General features: G+C 68.4%; 17 protein-coding genes. 12 read left to right on the top strand and 5 right to left on the bottom strand.

The genetic code is table 11. The features are described 5' to 3' along the window. Positions 1-289: 289 nt before the first annotated feature. From FL344_RS00185 to FL344_RS00165, 5 genes are all read left to right on the top strand, one after another. Positions 290-3,070, top strand: a complete 2,781-nt coding sequence (locus FL344_RS00185; protein ID WP_194862922.1) for a TonB family protein — start codon at positions 290-292, stop codon at positions 3,068-3,070. A gap of 177 nt (positions 3,071-3,247) precedes the next feature. Further along, entirely contained in the window at positions 3,248-5,569 is a 2,322-nt protein-coding gene (locus tag FL344_RS00180) for a GAF domain-containing protein (protein WP_141617037.1), read from the top strand. Next, positions 5,556-5,741 (top strand): hypothetical protein, encoded by a 186-nt coding sequence (locus FL344_RS00175; RefSeq protein ID WP_141617036.1) that lies wholly within the window; start codon positions 5,556-5,558, stop codon positions 5,739-5,741. The genes FL344_RS00180 and FL344_RS00175 overlap by 14 nt, the downstream gene beginning before the upstream one ends. Before the next feature lie 222 nt (positions 5,742-5,963). Next, complete coding sequence (locus FL344_RS00170) at positions 5,964-7,223, top strand: sensor histidine kinase KdpD (RefSeq protein ID WP_141617035.1); 1,260 nt, start codon at positions 5,964-5,966, stop codon at positions 7,221-7,223. A 181-nt stretch (positions 7,224-7,404) separates the two neighbouring features. Then, on the top strand, positions 7,405-8,430 hold the full coding sequence (locus FL344_RS00165) for a hypothetical protein (RefSeq protein ID WP_141617034.1): 1,026 nt from the start codon (positions 7,405-7,407) through the stop codon (positions 8,428-8,430). A 260-nt stretch (positions 8,431-8,690) separates the two neighbouring features. On the opposite strand, the gene FL344_RS00160 is transcribed toward FL344_RS00165, so the two are convergent. Both FL344_RS00160 and FL344_RS00155 read right to left on the bottom strand, forming a co-directional pair. Further along, positions 8,691-9,428 (bottom strand): double-CXXCG motif protein, encoded by a 738-nt coding sequence (locus FL344_RS00160; protein ID WP_141617033.1) that lies wholly within the window; start codon positions 9,426-9,428, stop codon positions 8,691-8,693. 54 nt (positions 9,429-9,482) lie between these two features. Beyond that, positions 9,483-9,806, bottom strand: coding sequence for a hypothetical protein (locus tag FL344_RS00155; protein WP_141617032.1), 324 nt, complete (start codon positions 9,804-9,806; stop codon positions 9,483-9,485). Between the two features lie 287 nt (positions 9,807-10,093). Between FL344_RS00155 and FL344_RS00150 the strand changes: the two genes are divergently transcribed. The 6 genes from FL344_RS00150 (at position 10,094) to FL344_RS00125 (ending at position 17,376) form a co-directional block, all read left to right on the top strand. Then, positions 10,094-10,474 (top strand): SDR family NAD(P)-dependent oxidoreductase, encoded by a 381-nt coding sequence (locus tag FL344_RS00150; protein ID WP_228564631.1) that lies wholly within the window; start codon positions 10,094-10,096, stop codon positions 10,472-10,474. Further along, on the top strand, positions 10,475-10,642 hold the full coding sequence (locus FL344_RS00145) for an acyl-CoA dehydrogenase family protein (protein WP_141617031.1): 168 nt from the start codon (positions 10,475-10,477) through the stop codon (positions 10,640-10,642). Positions 10,643-10,672: 30 nt separating this feature from the next. Continuing rightward, entirely contained in the window at positions 10,673-11,884 is a 1,212-nt protein-coding gene (locus tag FL344_RS00140) for an acetyl-CoA C-acetyltransferase (RefSeq protein ID WP_141617030.1), read from the top strand. Between the two features lie 40 nt (positions 11,885-11,924). After that, complete coding sequence (locus FL344_RS00135; protein WP_141617029.1) at positions 11,925-14,102, top strand: 3-hydroxyacyl-CoA dehydrogenase NAD-binding domain-containing protein; 2,178 nt, start codon at positions 11,925-11,927, stop codon at positions 14,100-14,102. 23 nt (positions 14,103-14,125) lie between these two features. Further along, positions 14,126-15,532 carry an aldehyde dehydrogenase family protein gene (locus tag FL344_RS00130; RefSeq protein WP_141589008.1) on the top strand — a complete coding sequence of 469 codons (1,407 nt, stop codon included), beginning with the start codon at positions 14,126-14,128 and terminating at the stop codon, positions 15,530-15,532. 332 nt (positions 15,533-15,864) lie between these two features. Continuing rightward, positions 15,865-17,376 (top strand): ABC transporter substrate-binding protein, encoded by a 1,512-nt coding sequence (locus tag FL344_RS00125; RefSeq protein ID WP_141617028.1) that lies wholly within the window; start codon positions 15,865-15,867, stop codon positions 17,374-17,376. A gap of 473 nt (positions 17,377-17,849) precedes the next feature. On the opposite strand, the gene FL344_RS00115 is transcribed toward FL344_RS00125, so the two are convergent. Together FL344_RS00115 and FL344_RS00110 are read right to left on the bottom strand one after the other, a co-directional pair. After that, positions 17,850-19,061 (bottom strand): DUF1624 domain-containing protein, encoded by a 1,212-nt coding sequence (locus tag FL344_RS00115; RefSeq protein WP_141617027.1) that lies wholly within the window; start codon positions 19,059-19,061, stop codon positions 17,850-17,852. Between the two features lie 349 nt (positions 19,062-19,410). Then, positions 19,411-19,890: a helix-turn-helix domain-containing protein gene (locus tag FL344_RS00110; RefSeq protein ID WP_141617026.1), complete on the bottom strand. Its 480-nt coding sequence runs from the start codon at positions 19,888-19,890 to the stop codon at positions 19,411-19,413. On the opposite strand from FL344_RS00110, the gene FL344_RS00105 reads away from it, so the two are divergent. Next, positions 19,853-20,830, top strand: a complete 978-nt coding sequence (locus FL344_RS00105; RefSeq protein ID WP_305021735.1) for a class I SAM-dependent methyltransferase — start codon at positions 19,853-19,855, stop codon at positions 20,828-20,830. The two genes, FL344_RS00110 and FL344_RS00105, sit on opposite strands and share 38 nt — an antisense overlap. Before the next feature lie 45 nt (positions 20,831-20,875). Here FL344_RS00105 and FL344_RS00100 read toward each other — a convergent pair whose 3' ends face one another. Then, a complete protein-coding gene (locus tag FL344_RS00100; protein WP_194862921.1) occupies positions 20,876-21,493 on the bottom strand; it encodes a hypothetical protein in 618 nt (205 codons plus the stop codon). Positions 21,494-21,568: the final 75 nt, after the last annotated feature.

Here is a 21,568-nt window from a genome sequence, read left to right as displayed (position 1 = left end):
GGCGCTGACGGTGTGCGTGCCGTCCAGCAGCGGCCGGGACTCCGGGCACGTTGGGGAACCGAAGGCTGTGATTGTCATTGCGTCAGGGGAAGGGCCGGCAATGCCCCGCGCCCAGGGCTGACGCGGCCCGCGCGGGTCCACCCCGAGGCGCTTGTCACTCCGCCGTCTCCCTGGCCTCATGGGGGACAGGGTGCGCAGTGCCCCGCTTGGTGAGGGAATGACCCGCGGACTTGGGTGGTGGACAGTCAGGCCAGCAGCGCGAACGGCGGTCGCCGTGGTGGCCCTGTTCATGCTCGGGACTCGGGCAGACGCACAGGACGCGGGGACGCCGGAGGACGGGGGCGCCGCCCGGGCCGAGCGGGAGCTGCAACGCACCGACGCGGGCTGGACCGTGGAGACGGATGCGCCCTTGTCGGAGGACGCGGGCGTGCCCGAGCCCGCGTTCACTCCGCCCGTGATGGTGCAGGACTCGCCCGCTCCCTATCCGCCCGGGCTGGCGTCCGACGGCGTCGCGGGGGTGGTGAAGCTGGAGCTGCTCATCGACGACGCGGGCGAGGTGGAGTCCGCCACGTTGATGGAAGGGCTGCATCCCTTGTTGGACCGGGCGGCGCTGCACGCGGCGCCGTCGCTGCGCTTCGCCCCCGCCACCCTGGACGGCCTGCCGGTGGCCGTGCGCATCTTCTTCGAGTACCGCTTCGAGGCGCCCGCGCCGGCCATGTCCGAGGGTGCCACGCCCGCGGCGCCCATCACCCTGAAGGGGCTGGTGCGCGCCAAGGGCAACCGCCGGCCGCTGGTAGGGGCCACGCTGGTGTCGGACGCGCATCCAGACGCGCCGGTGCAGACGGACGTGGACGGACGCTTCGAGGCGCGCTGGCCCGCGGGCGTGCATGCGGTGCGTATCACCGCCCCCGGCCACAAGCCCGGCGTCTTCCGCGAGGGCCTGAAGGCGAACGAGGCGCTGGAGGTGGTGTACGGGCTGGAGCCGCTCATCATCAACCCGTACGAGACGGTGGTGCGGGGAGACCGCGAGCGCACGGAGGTGAGCCGCGTCACCCTGCATGACGCGGAGCTGCGCGAGGTGCCTGGCACCATGGGGGACCCCTTCCGCGTCGTCATGCTGCTTCCCGGCGTGGGCAGCATGGTGTCCGGCGTGGCCTACCCGGTGGTGCGCGGCAGCCAGCCCGCGGCCACGGGCTACTTCCTGGATGGCATCCGCGTCCCCATCCTCTTCCACCTGTTCCTGGGCCCGGCCGTCATCCACCCGGACTTCATCGACGCCATCGACTTCTATCCAGGCTCGCCGCCGCCCCGGTATGGGCGGTTGATGGGGGGCGCCATCGACGGGCGCCTCAGCCGCCCGCGGGATGACGGCGTCCACGGCAGCGCCTACGCGGACCTCATCAACGCGGGCTTCTTCATCGAGACGCCGTTCAAGGACACCGGCACCAACGTCAGCCTGGCCGGCCGCTATTCCTATACGCCCTGGCTCATCGCCCTGGCGGCGAACCAGCTCCAGTCGCCGCCCCCTCCCGGGCGGGAGAACCCCAAGGTGGTGCTCGACTTCTGGGATTATCAGGGCCGGGTGGAACAGCGGCTGGGCGAGGGCACGCTGCGCCTGTTTGCCTTTGGCTCCTCGGACACCTTCGGTTCGGAGGCCCAGGACGCATGGGGCGATACCGCGATGCAATCCATTGTCTTCCACCGGGTGGACCTGCGGCACCGGCACCCCGTGGGGCCCGGTGAGCTGGAGGTGGGCGGGACGTGGGGGCTGGACCGCTTCGCCGTCGTCAGCCGCAGTCCCCCTGGCGAGGCCACCGAAGTCCATATCGACCAGGGGCACTGGTCCGCGCGCCTGGGCTACAGCGCGACGCTGTCACCCAGCGCCACGCTGCGCGCCGGGGCGGACGTGGAGCACAAGCGCGCCATCGTCGAATTGCTCCAGCAGGACGGCGGCTCCGACGCGGACGTGGACATGGCACCCGTGGCGCTGGGGACCTTCATGGGCGCGTGGACGGAGCTGGTGTGGCAGCCCCATGAGAAGTGGGCCGTGGTGCCCGGCCTGCGCGTGGACAACTACCACCTGTCGCCGGGGATTGATCGCCGCGCGCTGGAGCCGCGTCTCACCGTGCGTCACAAGGTGTCGGAGGCGCTCACGCTCAAGGGCGGGGCGGGCCTCTTCCATCAGCCGCCCACCACCCTCATCAGCCTGCCCGTGGTGGACGTGGGAAGCCTGCTGCTGGGGCTCCAGCAAGGCGTGCAGCTCTCCGTCGGCGCGGAATGGAAGGCGTGGCGCGGTCTGGAGGTGGGGCTGGACGTCTATCTCAACCCGATGGTGCGGACCCTCGAGCTGACGCCCTTCGCCGACGAAGGCATGGTGGACGACGACACGCCGGACACCGGCACGCCGCCTCCAGCGGGCCTGCGCCGCGGCATGCAGTTGGGGGACGGCGGCGGCATCCCCGACCGCTCGGACTTCGACTTCCCGGACTTTCGGGGCAGTGGCATGGCCTACGGCATGGAGTTCCTGCTGCGCCACCCGCTGGGCGACAACTGGTTCGGCTGGCTGTCGTATTCGCTCCAGCGCAGCACGCGCCGCACGCGCTTCCACCGCTACGACGCGGAGGGCCACCGGGTGGGCGAGGCGGAGGCGGACCTGCCCTTCGCCTTCGACCAGACGCACATCCTCAACCTGGTGCTCAGCTACAAGTTCGCCAACAACGTCACGCTGGGCGGGGTGCTGCACTTCAATACCGGGCGCCCTGAATACGGCACCCTGGGCACGCAGACGCACCGCCCTGGCGAAGACGCCTCCGGCAGGCCCGCCTGGGTCAAGGCAGACCGAGATCGCGTGGACCGGCTGCCGGCCTTCCTCCGGTTCGACGTGCGGCTGTCCAAGTCGTGGGTCTACGACACCTTCAGCCTGGAGGCGTACCTGGACATGCTCAACGTCACGCTCCGTCGGGAGACGTTGGGCTTCGAGTACGAGGGCGGCGACGGTTTCCCCCTGCGCAAGGACGCGGTGGGGCTTCCCATCGCCCTACCCATCCTGGGCGTGAAGGGTCGTTACTGAGCACGCGGACTGATGGATAGCGCACGCTTGGCGCCGCGCCTTCGCCTTCATCTGGGCACGATGGCGCGCCACGCGGTGTAATTCCGCGCCGCCAGTTGTTCCGGGGGCCAGTCCGCTCCTGGGGGCCCGGAGACGCCGGGCCGAGTTCCTGACCACCGCACACCAGGTGACTTCTTCATGTCGCAGGACGGGATTCCGACGATGGTGCCGTTGCAGCGGGGGGGCATCCCTTTCAGCCGGGGGGCCTCCGTGGCCAGCCGGCTGACGCTGACGCACCTGCGGATTTCGGATGAAGACCCGCACCGCCAGGCGAAGGCCGTTTCGGATGCTCCCGCCGTGCTGCTGGTGGATGACCATGTGTCGAACCTGGTGTCGCTGGAGGCCATCCTCGAGCCGCTGGGCATCCGCATGGACAAGGCCTGTTCGGGGGAGCAGGCCCTGCGCTTCCTGCTGCGCGAGGACTACGCCGTCATCCTGCTGGACGTGCGGATGGCGGGGCTGAGCGGCTTCGAGACGGCGGCGCTCATCAAGCAGCGTGAGCGCACGCGCAACGTTCCCATCATCTTCCTCACCGCCTACGGCCGCGATGACGCGGAGCTCGTCACCGGCTACGCCACCGGCGCGGTGGACTTCCTCCAGAAGCCCTTTCCGCCGGAGGTGCTGCGCTCGAAGGTGTCCGTCTTCGTGGAGCTGTTCCGCGCGCAGCAGCAGGTGCGGCGCCAGTCGGAGCTGCTGCGGCAGAAGGAAGCCGAGGCGCGGGATGCCGCGCTGAGGGCCGCGGGCTACATCGACCGGTTGCGGGACTTCACCGCCCGGCTGTCGGAGGCGGCCACCGTGCCGCAGGTGTGCCGCGCGCTCTTCGAACAAGGGCTGGTGGCCGCTGGCGCGAAGGCGGGCTCCGTCAACCTCCTGGACGCGGAGGGCGAGGCGCTGGAGGTGGTGGATGCCATTGGCTACCCGGAGAGCGTGCTGAGCCGGTGGCGGCGCATCCCGATGACGGCGGCCATGCCGCTGGTGGAGTCGCTGCGGGAGCAGCAGGCCATCTGGGTGGGGTCGTCGGAGGAGTGGCGCGCGCGTTATCCGCTCATGGATACGCGAGGCCTTCACGAGGCGGCGCTCGCGCTGCCCTTGCTGGTGAAGGGACGGGCGCTGGGTGCCATTGGCCTGTCCTTCGCGCGGCCCCGGGCCTTCACGGAGATGGACCGGGCCTTCTTCACCGCGCTGGCGCATGCGTGTGCCCAGGCGTTGGACCGGGTGCACCTGACGGCGGAGGAGCGCCGGGCCCATGCCGTGGCCCGGGCCGCCGCCGCACGGCTGCAGATGCTCACGGAAGCATCCGACGCCTTCGATGCGACGAACCGCGACCTGTCCGTGCTGCTGGACACCATCACCCGCCAGGTCGCCTACTTCCTGGGGGACACGTGCACGCTGTGCCTGCTGTCCGACGACGCGACGCGGTTGGAGGTGGCGGCCAGCCATTCCAATCAGGGGGAGGATGGGGCGCCGCTGCTCCCCGGCGAGGGGCTGAGCGACTTCGTGCTCCGTGGCGGACGGCCGCTCCTCGTGCCCGAGCTGTCGGAGGACCAACGGCGGGAGCTGGGGCAGGGCGAGGCGCTGCGCAGCCTGCTGTGCGTGCCGCTGCGGGCGCAGGGCAAGGTGGTGGGAACGCTGTCGGTGGGGCGCATGGGCCCGGGCCGGAGCTTCACCCAGGAGGACCAGGAGCTGGTGGAGGAGCTGGCGGCGAAGGCGGCGCTCTCCATCGAGAACGCGCGCCTGTTCGCGGAGCAGCAGCGGTCGCAAGAGGAGCTGCGCCGGCGCGCCGAGTTCGAACAGCAACTGGTGGGCATCGTCTCCCACGACTTGCGCAATCCCCTGGCGGCCATCTCCATGTCGGCGGGGCTGCTGGAGAAGAAGGGTGAGTTGACGGAGCCGCAGAAGCGCATGGTGTGGCGCATTGGCCAGGCCACCGAGCGCGCGGCCCGGATGATTCGCGACCTGCTGGACTTCACCAAGGCCCGGCTGGGCGGCGGCATTGCCCTGCACCGTCAGACCACCGATTTGCGGGAGGTGGTGCACCAGGTGGTGGATGAGCTCCTGGTGGCCAACCCCGGGCGACGCGTGGAGGTGGAGGTCCAGGGCGAGGTGCGCGGCGAATGGGATTCGGACCGCATCGCCCAGGTGCTCACGAACCTGCTGGGCAATGCCCTGGCCTACAGCCCCGCGGACGCCCCGGTGCGGGTGGACACGCGGCTGGAGGGCGAGGCCGCGCTGCTGTCTGTCTTCAACGGGGGCGCCCCCATCCCCCGTGAGTTGCTGCCTCGCCTGTTCGAGCCGCTGACACGGGGCGCGTTGAAGGAGGGCCAGTCCACCCGCAGCATCGGCCTGGGGCTCTACATCGTGCAGGACATCGTGCGCGGCCACGGCGGCGGCGTGGAGGTGGTGTCCTCCGAGCAGCACGGCACCACCTTCACCGTGCGCCTGCCGCGTGCGGCGGGCTGAGTCGCCCGTCCCGTCCATCGATGGGCTCTACTCCGTGGGAGACCTCAACGGTGACGGCCCATACGTCCTGTATCAGGTCGACCGGATGACAGGTGCCGCCACGACGCCGGAGCAGGCCTTCCCCGGCGGTGCGTTTGGACCCGAGTTGCGCGATATCGCCATCATGGATTGAGCCGGGGCCCTGGCCGTTCGCGCAGGGCCATTGCGGAATGACGACACCGCGGCGGCTGCCGGGCCGCGTGGCGCGTTGGCACTGGCGCGGAGTGAGCACTGAAGGTCGCGCCAGTACCCACGTACAAGTTCGCGCCCCCGGAGATTTGTCACTCTTGTCCCGTGTGCGTTCCGCGACCGGGCGTCGAGCATCGGGGCTGGAGGGCGTGCCAGGGGGACGTCGATGGGGGTTTGTCTGTCGTCGAAGTGGGGCTCCGCCTGGACCTGGACGACGCATGCGGGAGGCGCCGCGCCCTGTCTGCGCTTCGAGACGGTGCGAGGGACGGCGGGGGAGGTGCTCGACTTGCGCCAGGCCGCGCTCGAGGCGTCCGCCGAGCCGGTGGCGCACGATTGGGTCCTGCCTCCATGGGTGTCGCGCTGGGAGCAGGAGGGCGTGCGAGGGCTGTGCCTGGAGGACTGCGTGCGCGTGGTGGACACGGGCGAGCCGGTGTCCGTCGTGCTGCGCATCACCCGCGAGGGCATGGAGGCGCGCTTCCGGGCCGTGGGCATGAAGGCGTCGGATGCCTTCGTGCTGTGGCTGCTGCCCGATGACACGGACGACGCGCAGGCGCTTCGCGAGGCGCTGGAGCGTGAGCGCGAGGCCCGCCACCGGGCGGAGGGCGCGCTGGAGCACGCGACGGCCCGGCTGACCCGCGAGGCCCTGGATGGCAACGCGCGCCACCTCGCGCTGGAGCGGCTGACCGAGGAGGCGGAGTTTCGTGAGCGGTTCATCGGCATCCTCGGGCATGACCTGCGCAACCCCCTGAATGCCATTGCCCTGTCCGCGCGAGCCCTGGCGCAACGCACGCTGCCGGCGGCCCAGCAGCAGCAGTGCGCTCAGCGAATCGAGGCGAGCGCCGCGCGGATGGGCGCCATGATTTCCGACATCCTCGACCTCACCCGCGCGCGTCTGGCGGGCGGCATCCCCCTGCACCTGGGGACGGTCAGTCTGGCCATCGTCTGCCGGATGGTGGTGGAGGAGCTGTCCGCCGCGCATCCGGACCGGCACATCACCCTGGACGTGGAGGGCGCATCGGAGGGCTTCTGGGACGCGGACCGGATGGCGCAGGTGCTCAGCAACCTGGTGGGCAACGCGCTGGAGCACGGCGCCGAGGACACGCCCGTCCGGCTCAAATGTATCGCCGTGAACGGTGAGCAGGTCCTGGAGGTCCACAACACCGGGACGCCCATTCCGCCTCAACAGATGGAGACATTGTTCGACCCGTTCCGCCAGGTGGGCACTGCTCCTGGGAAGGGCCACCGTCGTGGCGCCGGTGGCCTGGGGCTGGGACTCTTCATCGTGAAACAAATCGTCCAGGCGCACGGAGGAGCTGTGTGCGTGTCCTCCTCCGAGGCAGAGGGAACGACCTTTACGGTGAAAATGCCACGAGACGCGCGACAGTCGCAGGAGCCCGCACCCTTGGGCGTGAGACATCGCGTGTAACTGCAACGTTGGCGGCTGGGCGGATTGAAGGCTGAGCGTCAGCCGGCGCACGGACTACGTGTTTGCCGCATGACCGACGTGCGCGAACTGCCCGAGAGGGCACCTGTCAGAGGGGAAAAGAAGGACTACCGGTTATCTTGGCCGCGAGAAACGCGGCTACCCCCAAAAACCGGAGGCAGCCATGTATCACCACCCCACCTCGAAGACCTGTTCCAGCTCCAAGGTCACCTACGCCGGACGCCGTTGTGCGCACCGGTGGGAGCTGCTGCCAGCGTTGCTTCTTGTCGCCGCCGTGGGGTGTGGCCCGGCGGAGCCGATGGATACGGCGAGCGAGACGCTGGGCACCCAGTCGGACGCGTTGGTGTCGTCCAATGGCTTGTCCACCAATGGCTTGTCGACAAACGGGCTGTCGACGAACGGCTTGTCGACAAACGGCCTGTCCACCAATGGCTTGTCGACGAATGGACTGTCGACGAACGGCTTGTCGACGAATGGTTTCAATACGTGGTTCAGCGCGGACCCTGTCAAGGCCGAGGAGGTGATGCGATACATCGTCCGGTGCGCGCTCGCCTCCGGCCAGTCCCTGACGTACACGCATGCGGGCACCACGCACACCTGGCATGGCTCGCTGGGGCTGGCGCCGACGTGGTCGAGCCCCACGCCTCCGCCTCCGTCGAGCCCGGGCGCCCCGGTTGCCCCGGAGCCCGAGCAGCAACTGGTGTCGAGCTGCCTGGCGGCACACGTGAACAAGTACGGTGTGCACCTGAACATCTCCGTGCAGGGCAAGGACTCGCAGGGCGTCGCCATTCCGACGACGGCCGAGGAGGTGCAGATCTACAATCAGAATGAGGCCGTCTTCTTCGGCAACCTCTTCAATGGTCAGGGACTCTTCGCGGCCAACGATGCGCCCTATCTGGCCTACGACGAGAGCACGGTGCGCGCGTGTGGCCTGTCGTCGTGGAGCGGGGACCCGGACTGCGCGGCCGTCATCACCCACGTGGGGGCTGCCCTGACGCACTGCCAGCAGGACTCCACGCGGACGTACTACACGCGCTGCACGTACAACGGCGTGACGTACCGCCCGCTCACCACCCGCATCCGTCCTCAGGACATCTACAAGTGCGGTGATGGGACGTGCCAGCTCTCCGAGCGCTGCGGCACCAGCAACACGCCGGACAGCTGCGCCGCGGACTGTGGCGCCTGCTAGGCGCTGACGTCTTCGCGGCGCCCCCGTGCCGCGCGCAGTGGCGGCCTGTCCTCCTACCCCTCGGGAGGATGCCATGGAAGTCCCAGCCTGTCCGAGCGCGGTGGCCGCCGCATCCAGGCTGAAGATGTGGGTTGTCACCGGGCCCTCCCCGCACGCCCGGCTCATTCAAATGGCTGTCCGCGATATGCATTCCACACCTCCCGCGCTTCGTTGGGGGCAGGGAGCGGTTTGCCTGATGCGTCGTTGTTCGTGGCCGTGGGTCAGCGGACCGCGACTTGACGGAAGGTGACGCCGTCGAGCTCCAGGCGCTGGACCGCGTCCACGAAGCGCTGCGTGGCCAGGATGAGCGTGGGCCAGGCCGCGAGGCGGAAGACGTCCGCCGTGGTGGGGATGGTGGCCGTGTCGAGGAGGTAGGGGGCGGGGAGACCGTAGCTCTCAACGCCACATGTGGGGCACGGAGGCTCCCGGTCGGATGGAAGGCAGTCCGGGTGGAAGCGTCCACAGGGCGTCAGTTGGAGTTCGAGCAGCTCGGGCAGGTTCCTTCCGCTTCCCTTGAGTTGCATCGGGCAGCCGTTCAGCCCTTGCAATCCTGCTTGCCGCAGTTGTTCCAGCGCTTCACGGCGGAGGCTCAGGGACCACGCTTGAAGATGTAGCTGTCCAAAGGTTCCGGAGGCGCGTCCGGTCATCGGGCCAAACTTGGTTCCGGGCATCAACGCGAACCCGGGGGGCACCTGGGGCCGCACCTGTTCGCGCAATCGAGCCCACTCCTCGTATGGCTCAGGGCGAGGCTCTTCGTACTCGTGCCGTGTCGGGAGCGATGTCAGGTCCACGCAGGGATAGTGAAGCCCGGCGGTGCTCCAGGTAGCACCACAGCCGGGACAGTCCGCGAGTCCAGGCAGGCTCCATCGATGCGCGGCATGCAGGTTTCCCGTGTAGCGCGACGGTCGCGGCGCCTCGACTTGATAGATGCGCAATCCGGCCTCTTCCTGGGGTGTCATGGCGCCCGCCCCACGCCAGGATGCGCGGAGCGGGCCGGCCGAGGGTGACGCGTGTTACGGGGCGCTCACCGGTGCGGACAGGCAGGCTGCTGCCATGCCGGACGTGCTGCTCTGGCGCGGCTCCACCGACGACAGTTCATCCTCTTCCTCGGAAGGAATCTGGGCGTCCGGCGTGCACGTGCCGCCCAGCTCGTATTCGCTGAACCACCGCTCACAAGTGATGATGCGGCTCCCCCAGGGCACCGCACAAACGAGCGAGCAGGGCGCTTCGTCGGCACACTGCACGTCGCAATCTGGGGGCAGCGCTGACGCGGACAGCGGGGAGAGCGTGACAAGGGCCGCGGCGCTCACGAACAGCGTCTTCGAAAGCAGGTTCATGGTGACTCCACGACGACGGGTGGCCGGACCACGAAGTGTGTCCCGGCACCCGCAGTATCGAACCGGACAGGGAAAACTTCAAAAGCAGCACTAGCTGCTTTTGCGGGTCAGCCGTGCCCCACTCCGGAATGACTTGCACAGACGCGAACGTCAGGATTGCCGCACCTGGGAGCGGGCCTGGCCCGGGAGGAAGGGGTGACGGCCTTCCTGCAGAAACGGCCGCCTCGCGTCACCCGGACCGTGGCGCAGGATTTGCCCTCGTTCCTGCCACTGCGGGAGGAGTCGCCATGAGCTCGGTCGGCGCACCCCGCTGGACGCGGTTGGAGCCGGACGAACGCCGCGAGCAGATTCTGGAGTGTGCCTGGGCGCCAACGTCGTGCTGCTGGAAAAGACAGACACGCCCAGCCCCCGGGACAGTGCACACCGCGGCGCGGGCCATCCAGGACGCGGGGGGCCAGGCGCTCGCGGCGGTGGGGGACGTGTGGGAGGAAGCGGACGTGCGGCGCGCCGTGGACGAGGCCGCGGCGCGCTTTGGCGGCATCGATTGCTGCGTGAACAACGCCAGCGTCCTGGCGTCGCATCCGCACATCGTGCCGCTGTCCCCGCCGGTCAACCTCTCGCCGCGCTGGCTGGGGCCGCACCCGGCGTACAGGATGGCGACGTATTAGGTGACGGACCCTGCGTGCATCGCCGCCGACCGTTGCTTGCAGTGGCTCGGGGGGTACGGGTACATGAAGGCGTACCCCTTCGCCCACCTGTTCGCGGACACGTGCGTGCTGCGAATCCTTGCCGGCGCGAACGAGATCATGAAAGAGCTCGTCGCCCGTTCCCTGTAGACCCACATCCCCGTCCCAAGGAGGCTCTTCGTGAGCCAGGAAGCATTCATCTTCGACGCCGTCCGGACCCCTCGCGGCAAGGGCAGGAAAGGCGCGCTGCACGGCACCAAGCCCATCACGCTGCTCACCGGGCTGGTGGACGCGCTCAAGAAGCGTCACCCGAACCTGGACCCCCAGCGCATCGACGACGTCGTGCTAGGCGTCGTGTCGCCGGTGGGGGAGCAGGGCGCCGACATCGCCCGTACCCTGGTGCTGGCGGCGGGGCTGCCCGAGACGGTGGGCGGCGTGCAGCTCAACCGCTTCTGCGCGTCCGGCCTCACGGCGGTGAACATGGCCGCCCAGCAGGTGCGCTCGGGCTGGGAGCACCTGGTCATCGCGGGCGGCGTGGAGAGCATGTCGCGCGTGCCCATGGGCTCGGACGGCGGCGCCTGGGCCATGGACCCGGCCACGAACTTCGACACCTACTTCGTCCCGCAGGGCATCTCCGCGGACCTCATCGCCACCATCGAGGGCTTCACGCGCGAGGACGTGGACCGCTACGCGGCCCGTTCGCAGCAACTGGCGGCCCAGTCGTGGGCCGGCGGGTACTTCAAGAACTCCGTCGTCCCCGTGGTGGACCAGAACGGCCTCACCGTGCTGGACCATGACGAGCTCATGCGCCCGGACTCCACCGTGGCGTCGCTCGGCAAGCTCAACCCGTCCTTCTCCGTCATGGGCGAGGCGGGCGGCTTCGACGCGGTGGCCCTGCAGAAGTACCACTTCGTGGAGCGCATCGAGCACGTCCACACGCCGGGCAACTCGTCGGGCATCGTGGACGGCGCGGCGCTGGTGCTCATCGGCTCCGAGCAGGTGGGCAAGTCGCTGGGCCTCACGCCGCGCGCGCGCATCGCCGCGGTGGCCACGTCCGGCTCGGACCCCACCATCATGCTCACCGGCCCGATTCCGGCCACCCAGAAGCTGCTGGAGATTGCGGGCCTGTCGGTGAAGGACATCGACCTGTTCGAACTCAACGAGGCCTTCGCCTCGGTGGTGCTCAAGTACCAGAAGGACCTCGGCATTCCGGATGAGAAGCTGAACGTGAACGGCGGCGCCATCGCCATGGGGCACCCGCTGGGCGCCACGGGCGCGATGATTCTGGGGACGATGGTGGACGAGCTGGGGCGACGCAAGGCGCGCCGCGCGGTCATCACCTTGTGCGTCGGTGGTGGCATGGGCGTGGCCACCCTCATCGAGCGCGTCTGAGCTTCTCTTCCAACACTTCGACAGGATTCGAGCGAACCCCATGAGCGAGCAGAACACCATCCGCTGGGACAAGGACGCCGACGGCATCGTCGTCTTGACGTTGGATGACCCGAACCAGTCCGCGAACACCATGAACGCCGCGTACCTGAAGTCCATGCGCGCGATTGTGGACCGGTTGGTCAAGGAGAAGGACGCCGTCACCGGTGTCATCCTCACCTCCGCGAAGAAGACCTTCTTCGCCGGTGGTGATTTGAAGGACCTGCTGAAGGTGCGCAAGGAGGACGCGAAGCAGGCCTTCGAGCTGGGGCAGGAAATCAAGGCGCAGCTGCGCACGCTGGAGACGCTGGGCAAGCCCGTGGTCGCGGCCATCAACGGCGCGGCGCTGGGTGGCGGGCTGGAGATTGCCCTGGCCTGCCACCACCGCATCATCGCGGACGTGAAGGGAGCCCAGGTGGGCCTGCCGGAAGTCACGCTGGGCCTCTTGCCCGGTGGCGGCGGCGTGGTGCGCACGGTGCGGATGCTGGGCATCGTGGACGCGCTGATGAAGGTGCTGCTCCAGGGCCAGCGCTACCGCCCGCAGGAGGCGAAGGAGGCCGGCCTGGTCCATGAGGTGGTGGACTCCGTGGAGGCGCTGCTGCCCGCGGCCAAGGCGTGGGTGAAGGCCCATCCCACCGCGCAGCAGCCGTGGGACCAGAAGGGCTACAAGATTCCGGGCGGCACGCCGTCGTCTCCGGGGCTGGCGGCGAACCTGCCCGCGTTCCCCGCGAACCTGCGCAAGCAGCTCAAGGGCGCGAACATGCCGGCGCCCCGCGCCATCATGGCCGCAGCGGTGGAGAGCACGCAGGTGGACGTGGACACCGCGTTCACCGTGGAGTCGCGCTACTTCACCGAGCTCGTCACCGGGCAGGTCGCGAAGAACATGATTCAGGCGTTCTTCTTCGACATGCAGCACATCAACTCCGGTGGCGGCCGTCCCAATGGTTACCCGCAGCACACCGCGAAGAAGGTGGGCGTGCTGGGCGCGGGGATGATGGGCGCGGGCATTGCCTACGTCTGCGCCAAGGCCGGCATCGACGTGGTGCTCAAGGACGTGAGCCTCGCGTCGGCGGAGAAGGGCAAGCAGTACTCCGTGAAGCTGGTGGAGAAGGCCATCCAGAAGGGCAAGTCCACGAAGGAGAAGGGGGACGCGCTGCTGGCGCGAATCCACCCCACCGCGGACGCCGCCGACCTCAAGGGGTGTGACCTCGTCATCGAGGCCGTGTTCGAGGACGTGAAGCTCAAGCACCAGGTCTTCCAGGAAGTGCAGGACGTGGTCGCCCCGGACGCGGTGCTCGGGTCCAACACGTCCACGCTGCCCATCTCCGTGCTCGCCGAGGGCGTGAAGCGGACGGAAGACTTCGTGGGCATGCACTTCTTCTCGCCCGTGGACAAGATGCCGCTGCTGGAGCTCATCGCGGGCAAGAAGACGAGCGACGCCACGCTCGCGAAGGCCATCGACATCGCGGTGCAGATTGGGAAGACGCCCATCGTCGTCAACGACAGCCGGGGCTTCTTCACCAGCCGCGTCATCGGTACCTTCCTCAACGAGGCCATCGCCATGGTGGGCGAGGGCATCTCGCCCGCCTCCATCGAGCAGGCCGGCCTCCAGGCGGGCTACCCCGCCGCCCCGCTCCAGCTGGTGGACGAACTCACGCTGACGCTGCCGCGCAAGATTCGTCAGGAGACGAAGGCGGCCCTCCTGGCGGAGGGCAAGCCCTGGACGGAGCACCGCAGCTACGCCGTGATGGACGCGATGATTGACCAGCACCAGCGCAAGGGCCGCTCCACGGGCGGCGGGTTCTACGACTACGTGGACGGCAAGCGCACGGGCCTGTGGGCGGGACTGGCGCAGCACTTCACCAAGCCCGGCCACACCATCCCCTTCGAGGACATGAAGGAGCGGATGCTGTTCGCCGAGGCCATCGACACGGTGCGCTGCTTCGACGAAGGCGTGCTGCGCTCCGCCGCGGACGCGAACATCGGCTCCATCCTCGGCATTGGCTTCCCGGCGTGGACGGGCGGGGTGGTGCAGTTCATCAACGGCTACGAGGGCCGGACGGGCAACGGGCCGCGGGGCTTCATTGCCCGCGCGCGTGAGCTCGCACAGCGCTACGGTGCGCACTTCGAGCCGCCGGCGTCGCTCGTCGAGAAGGCCGAAAGAGGCGAACTCTTGAAGTAGCAGCTCACACAAGGAGAGGTCCGATGACGCAGGGCTCCAGTCGTCTCGCCGCCGTTCCACCTTCGTTCGATGCGAAGGCGCTCGTCGAGAAGCAGCGAGCCCGTTTCGAGACCCGGGCCACGCTGCCGCTGGCGTGGCGACGGGAGCAGTTGCAGGTGCTCGAACGGGCGGCACGCAAGTACGAGGCGGAGATTCTCGCCGCCCTGCAGTCGGACCTCTCCAAGAGCCCCGAGGAGGCCTACCTCACGGAGGTGGGCAGCATCTACGGGGAGCTGAAGGACGCGCTGAAGAACGTGAAGGCGTGGATGGCGCCGCGCAAGGGGGCGGCGCCGCTCGCCATCCAACCCGCGCGCGTCTGGCAGTACTCGGACCCGCTGGGCGTGACGCTCATCATCTCCCCGTGGAACTACCCCTATCAGCTGGCGATTGCTCCGCTCATCGGGGCGCTCGCCGCGGGCTGTACCGCCGTGCTGAAGCCCAGCGAGCTGTCCCCGGCGACGTCCGCCGTGCTCGCGCGGATGCTGAAAGAAGCCTTCCCCGAGGACGTCGTCGCCGTCGTGGAAGGCGGCGCGGAGGTGAGCCGGGCCCTGCTCGACGAGCGCTGGGACCTCATCTTCTTCACCGGCGGTCCCCAGGTGGGCCGGGTGGTGGCGGAAGCCGCGGCGAAGCACCTGACGCCCACCGTGCTGGAGCTGGGCGGCAAGAGCCCCTGCATCATCGACAAGAGCGCGGACCTGGAAGTCACCGCGCGCCGCATCGCCTGGGGCAAGTACCTCAACGCCGGGCAGACCTGCATCGCCCCGGACTACGTGCTCATTCCGCCCGAGCTCAAGGGCCGCTTCACGGAGCTGGTCCAGAAGGCCGTCACCAGCTTCTACGGCGCGAACGCGCGTGAGAGCCGCGACTATGGCCGCATCATCAGTTCGCGGCACTTCGAGCGCGTCTCGAAGCTGGCGCAGGACGGGACCGTGGCCGTTGGCGGTGAGCGGGACGCGGACAGCCGCTTCTTCGCGCCCACCGTCATCACCGACGCGCCGCTGTCCAGCCCGCTGATGCAGGAGGAGATTTTCGGGCCCCTGCTGCCGCTGGTGGACTGTCCGAGCATCGACGAGGCCATCCGCTTCGTCCGCGCGAGGCCGAAGCCGCTGGCGCTCTACACCTTCTCCAAGGACGCGGCGGTGAACGAGCGCGTCCTCACGGAGACGTCGAGCGGCGGCGCGGTGGCCAACGACGTGTGCGTCCACTTCGCGGCGAAGGGCCTGTCTTTCGGCGGCGTGGGGGAGTCCGGCAGCGGCGGCTACCACGGCCAGGCCAGCTTCGACGCCTTCAGCCACCGCAAGGGCGTGGTGAAGCGGCCCTTCCTGCTCGACATGAAGCTGCGCTACCCGCCCTACACGGGGAAGCTGGACCTCTTCAAACGCTTCCTGTGACGCGAAGGCCGCGGCCTCCTGGCGGGTGCTCCAGGAGGCCGGCGCCCGCGCTTAGACTCGACTTTCGCCATTCTGCTGGGAGCAAGGCACGGAGGCGAGGGCATGGCACCACGCAACGCGCTCCAGGCCCCCCGGCGGTGACCGCAGTCACCAAGCGAATGGTGCCAGTCATTACAGAGTCCGTTGCCGGGCTCACCTGTCGAGAAGCGCGTTTGTTTTCATATCCCCGAGGGAAAGTTGGAGTCGAAGCGCTCCCGGAAAAGTCAGACCGACCCGGTATGAGTCTCCCTGCGCGGCGCTATTCGTGCCTCGCCGAAAGGGTTGCCTTCACAATGAAGATGTCATTGATTTCCCTCGGGCTTTTGGCCGGCATGACAGGGGTCGGCTGCGCGGGGCTCGACGAGGCCGAGGCGGTGGACTCCTCCGTATCGACGGACGCGACCTCCCAGGTCACCCAAGACCTGGTCACCCATGTCACCGGTACCAGCCTGGTCACCTTCGTCGCCACGTCGGGCAACGAGACGAAGCCTTACGACCAGTCCGCCACGTCGGTGGTGGCATACCTGCGGGACTCATCGACGGGGGCGTTCACGGCCTATCCGGGCACGGGCTCTGCGGACGGCACCATCTCCGTGCCGAACGTCCCTTCCGGCCGCATCTACCTGAAGCTGGGCTCGCGCTACCTGGTGAGCACCGGCCGCGCGTTCGATTTGGGCTCCACGGAGTGGGGCCGCGATGGCACCTTCGCCTCGCTGCCCACTCCCGTGACGGTGTCCGCCACCGGCTTGTCCCCCTGGCAGCCGGGGGACTTCCTGGACATGTATTCGTTGAACGCGGGCGCGTTCGGCTACATGGGCGGCGCCGCCACGGGGCGCCCCCTGGCGGGCGCCACGTCGCTCTCCGGGCTGAGCTTCGATTACGCCCACATGCTCAACCCGGTGCTGCTCGACAGCAGCCGCGGGGATGTGTTCTCGCTCGCGCAGATGCGGTTGCAGACGAGCGCGAATGGAGTGTCCTACCGCGCGATGCACAAGGTGCTCAACGCGAGCATGACGCAGGTGGAGGGCCAGCCCACCACCGTCAACGGAACCTTCACCCAGCCCGTCGCGACAGGCACCTTCGAGGTGGACTGGAGACGCTCGGCCTTCGAAGCCATGCGCACCCAGGTGAACCCGGGCGCGGTCAGCACGTACAACGAGATCTGGATGTCCGCCCGGCCGGCCGCGCTGAGCTCGGCGTTCGCGTCCATCAGCGGGCCGCCACTGCTCGTGAAGCTCAATCCTGACGCGCAGCGGACCGACATCGTCACGGGGAGCATGACCTACAACAACCCGCTCCCGGCGGCGTGGCAGAAGGTGGCGACCGCCGTCGCGGGCTTCACGCACAGCTACGCGCTGGGAACCGCGACGCCCTACACCATGAGCGTGGACATCCGCGTGGAGCAAGAGGCGAGCGCGTTCACCGCCGCGCCCGTGGAGCCCCTCGTCGGGCCGGTGCAGGCGCCCCTGGTGAACACGCGCGGCGCGTTCCAGAACCTCACGGGCGTGGGGACCGACGCCTCGCTGCGCTGGTCGAAGCCGCTGATCGGCACGGCCACGAACTACGTGGTGAACATCTACCGGCTCGGCACGAGCAACGGCTCCACCACCGCGACGCGCGTGGCGATGCTGCACACGGATCTCCAGAGCGTGTACCTGCCCCCGGACGTGCTGCGGGCGGGCGGGACGTACTTCGCGGAAATCCAGAGCTGGTACCAGCCCGGCTCAAGTCTCGCGACGAGCCCGTTCAAGCGCTCGCTGCCTCGAGGCCGCGCCAGCGTGCTCACCGGCATGTTCAGCCCGTAGACGTTGAAGTCCAGGGAAGGAAGGGAGCCCGCTCCCTCTCTTCCTCAAGAGCCGCATCGCTTCAGCGAGGCTCAGATTCGGCTTTCGCCATTCTGCTGGGGCGCAAGGCAGAATGGCGGGGGGATGAGCGGACGGGGGTAGATAGGTCATGCGCGCAACCCTTCAGTTGCTGATGGGCATTGTGACAACAGGCGACTGGTCGGCTTCCGGGTGAAGGCTGAGAGTACGCAGCGCTGGGGATTTCCGGTGTGGGCTCGCGTCCGTTGGCCGCTGGTGGGAATCGCGTAGGGTGGATGGATGGCTTCGAAGCGCGTTCCCACCGTCACCGAAATCGGGCCCGGCACCTCGGCGCTCCAGGCCGCGTTCTGCGACTACGTGCCGCGAGTCTTCACCCGCGCTGGCGGGGACTGCCGTCCCCCCGCGAGGCGAACCTCTTCCCCGTCATGGCGCGGACCTGAGCCCGGGGCCGATTGTCAGAGGTAGCTCATCCAGGGGCTGGAGGAGCGGGCCTTCAGCGCGGCGAAGGCGCGGCAGGCGAACCACATGGGCACCGTCGTCAGCAGCGCCATGAGCCAGAGTGCGCTGACATTCGGCAGGCTGAACAGCGCGCCCTGGTTGGGACCGAAGGTGAGCAGCGCGAGCTTGTTCATCGCGTGCAGCAGGTACAGGTGGACGACGTAGAAGAACAGCGGCGCGGCGCCGAACACCGCCAGGGTGGATGTCAGTGACGCAGGCGCTTTGTCCAGCAGCGCCAGCAGGCCCGCGCCCACGCCGAGCGTCAGCAGCAGGAAGTCGAGCGACGGCGGGTACTTCGTCAGATTGACGAAGGACATGACCGTTTCCATCGGCGTAGCGCCGGGCGACCACGGCAAGGGCTCGCCGTAGACGTTGATGAGGCGGAGCAGCACGAAGAGGCCCACCGATGAGGCGGACGCCAGAAGCAGGCGGCGGCGCCTCACCGCTGGGGCGACCTGGGACGAGAACCACGGTCCCACCGCGAAGCCCAGCGCGATGACGCCCATCCACGGCAGGACGGGGTAGGACGTCTTGAGCTGCGCGCCCCACGGAAGGGCGATGAAGCCCCGGTCATGCAGCAGCGCCCACAGGGCCTGTCCCGGCTGGCCCGCTTCGAAGTGAATCGGGTCGAGCAGGTTGTGGCCGAAAATCACGAGCAGCGCGAAGGTGAGCAGCGCGGGGCGTGGCAGGTAGAGCAGGGCGGACAGCACCATCATCGACAGGCCAATCGCGCCGATGACCTGGAAGTAATAGGTCCGGGGCAGGAGCGTGAAGGTCCAGGCGAAGTTGATGACGGTCAGCTCCAGCACGAGCAGGAAGAGGCCGCGCTTGAACAGGAAGCTGGAGGCGGCTTGGCGCCCTCCGTGCCGCTGGCCATAGAGCCAGGCCGCCACGCCCGTCAGGATGACGAACACGGGCGCGCAGAGGTGTGCGGCGAACCGCGTGAAGAAGAGGCTGGGCGGCGTGGTGGATATCACCACCGGGTCGCTCACCTGTGCGTGCAGGTAGAAGTACTCCCGCACGTGGTCGACAATCATCAGCGCCATGACCAGCCCTCGGAGGGCGTCGATGCCGACGATGCGGCGGCCCTTGGCGCCCACCGTCTCACGCGACGAAGCAGCGGAAGGGGCGGCGAAGTCGGGGAGTGGGGTCTGAGCGAGTTGTGTCATCGCGAGCGAGGGGAGAAGGCCATCCTCGCGGTGGCTCGTGGAACATGCATGCGCTCCTGGCCCTGGCCTGCTGCCCTGGTAACGCCCGCGGGGTCTGCGTTGGATAGCAGGGGCATGTCCCGCATGCAGGAGGAAAGCAGCGGGAAGAATCCCCGTTCTTCCTCGTGGGCGAGGAGTATAGTGGGTTTTGTTGTATTTGCATCACGGTGGCAATTGGTGGGCCTTGCTCAGTCGCCGACGCGTCCTTGGACGCGCGTCCATGCGAGCCAGCCTCATGACGCCTGCTCCCTGTGTTGCGTGCCGCAGCCGCTCGCGAGCCCCCTGCCCGCGAGCCCACGGACGGCGCCACCTAATCGTGCGCCGGACGTGATGGGGCTTGCTTCCGGCGGCGCGTGCGTCCGCCTTCGCTCCCGTGCGACGCGTGCGCCCGCTTTTTTCTGGAGGCCGTGGCAGTCGCCAGGAGCTGGCGAAACCTGGGACATGCCATGTGGCTCGGCGCGGGACAGTTCGCCGCGTGCCGCAAGCCATCGCGCATGGCGCTCAGCCGCCGGATGGTGCTGTCGAGCTCCTCGGCCTTCGCGGTCAGCAGCTCCCGGTCAATGCGCGGTTGTCCGTCCGGCGCGAACATCCGAGCCAGCTCATCCAGTGAGAAGCCGGCTTCGCGTCCCAGGGCGATGAGTGCGAGCCGCTCCAGCACATCCGGATTGAACAGGCGGCGCAGGCCTCGCCTGCCCGTCGAGGAGAGCAGGCCCTTGGCCTCATAGAAACGCAGCGTCGAGGCAGGAACGCCCGTGCGCCGGGCCACCTCGGTGATGTCCAGGTCTCTCACCCTGTTGACCTCAAGTCGACTTGAACTGGCACTGTACGGCCTTCATTTCTTGAAGGCATGTGAAGGGAGACGCGCGATGGCATCTGGTCACCAGCCCCCGGAGGGGCAGGCAGCGCTTTGGAATGGCCCCGCGGGACAGGCCTGGGTCGATAGCCGGGACCTGCTCGAAGGGATGTTCAAGCCGTTCGAGGACCTGCTCGTCGACGCTGTCCAAGCCCGCGGCGCGCGTCAGGTGCTCGACGTGGGCTGTGGGACGGGCGGCACGACGCTCGCCGTCGCGCGGCGGCTCGGCGCCCAGGGACACTGCGTCGGCATCGACATCTCCGCGCCCATGCTCGCGGCGGCGCGGGCCCGGGCCGAAGCGGAGCATGTGGCCGCCAGCTTCATCGAGGCCAACGCGGAGCATCACGCTTTCGAGCGAGGGCGCTTCGACATGGTGATTTCACGCTTCGGCGTGATGTTCTTCGACGATGCCGTCCGGGCCTTCGTGAACCTGAGACGTTCCGCAAGGGAGCATGCCGGACTGAGCTTCATCGCCTGGCGAAGTCCCTCGGAGAACCCGTTCATGACGACCGCTGAGCGGGCCGCGGCGCCCCTCCTGCCAAACCTGCCCGCCCGCCAGCCGAACGCGCCGGGCCAGTTCGCCTTCGCGGACGGGGAGCGGGTCCATCGCATCCTGGAGCAGAGCGGCTGGATGGACATCGGCATCCACCCCATTGATGTCACCTGTACCCTGCCCGAGCAGGGGTTGCTCCAGTATGTGACCCGGCTCGGGCCCGTCGGCCGCGTGCTTCACGAAGCCGACGAGAGGACCCGGACTCACGTCATCGAAACCATCCGCGCTGCCTTCGAGCCCTATGTGTACGGCGACGAGGTGCGGTTCACCGCCGCTTGCTGGCGGGTCGAAGCGCGCGCTCCCGCTGAGGCCCTCTCTGCGTGACATGACGGCGGCTCCCTGAAGGCCGCCGTCACCAGTCTGGGAGGACTACTGCTGCCGGCCCTCGATGGCGCACATGAGCACCGCCGCCGCGATGCCGAACCTCCGGTCCAGCTGGCGGTCGGTGTCCATGGAGAAGTCCAAATCAATCTTCTGGATGAACGGGTTGAAGCGCTGGTGGAAGGCGAGCACCTGGTTGAGGCCGATTGTCCCGGTGAAGGACTGGGGAATCAGCGCGGTCAGGAAGCGGCGCACCAGCGCCAACATCATGCTGTCCTCTTCAATCTTCCCCACCTCCTGGTCATTCGCGTCCAGCACCAGCCATTGGTCGCGGAGGATGGAGCGCAGGCCCTTGCGGCGCAGCGCGCCCACGCGCTCGCCCGTGGTGGCATCCGTCACGTCGTACGTCATGCCGAAGTCGAGGATGCCGCGCGCCTTGATGGTGAGCAGTTCCTCACGCATCTCCTCGTCGGTGTAGATGCGGATGTCTTCCTTCAACTTGAAGGCCTTCAGCTTCGAGTAGAAGGCGAGGTTGCCCGCCTCGTCGTAGATGTGGAACGCGTCGCCGAACAGCTTGAAGAACTTGCGGCGAATCATGTAGCGCGTCTGGCCGAAGCGGCCGGGGGCCAGGTGGCTGGGAGGACGGGTCTGGAGTGCGGTCGACATTCCGCCACCCATAGCAAAGGTCCCCAGTGACTGGCACGGGGCCCTCGCTCGCTGCGAGTCCGGTAATTCCCGGGA

It is taken from the genome of Myxococcus sp. AB036A (assembly GCF_006547355.1).
GTDB classification, from domain to species: domain Bacteria; phylum Myxococcota; class Myxococcia; order Myxococcales; family Myxococcaceae; genus Myxococcus; species Myxococcus virescens.
The sequence above is the reverse complement of the archived record's forward strand: the minus strand, read 5'-3'. Positions and strand labels throughout refer to the sequence as shown.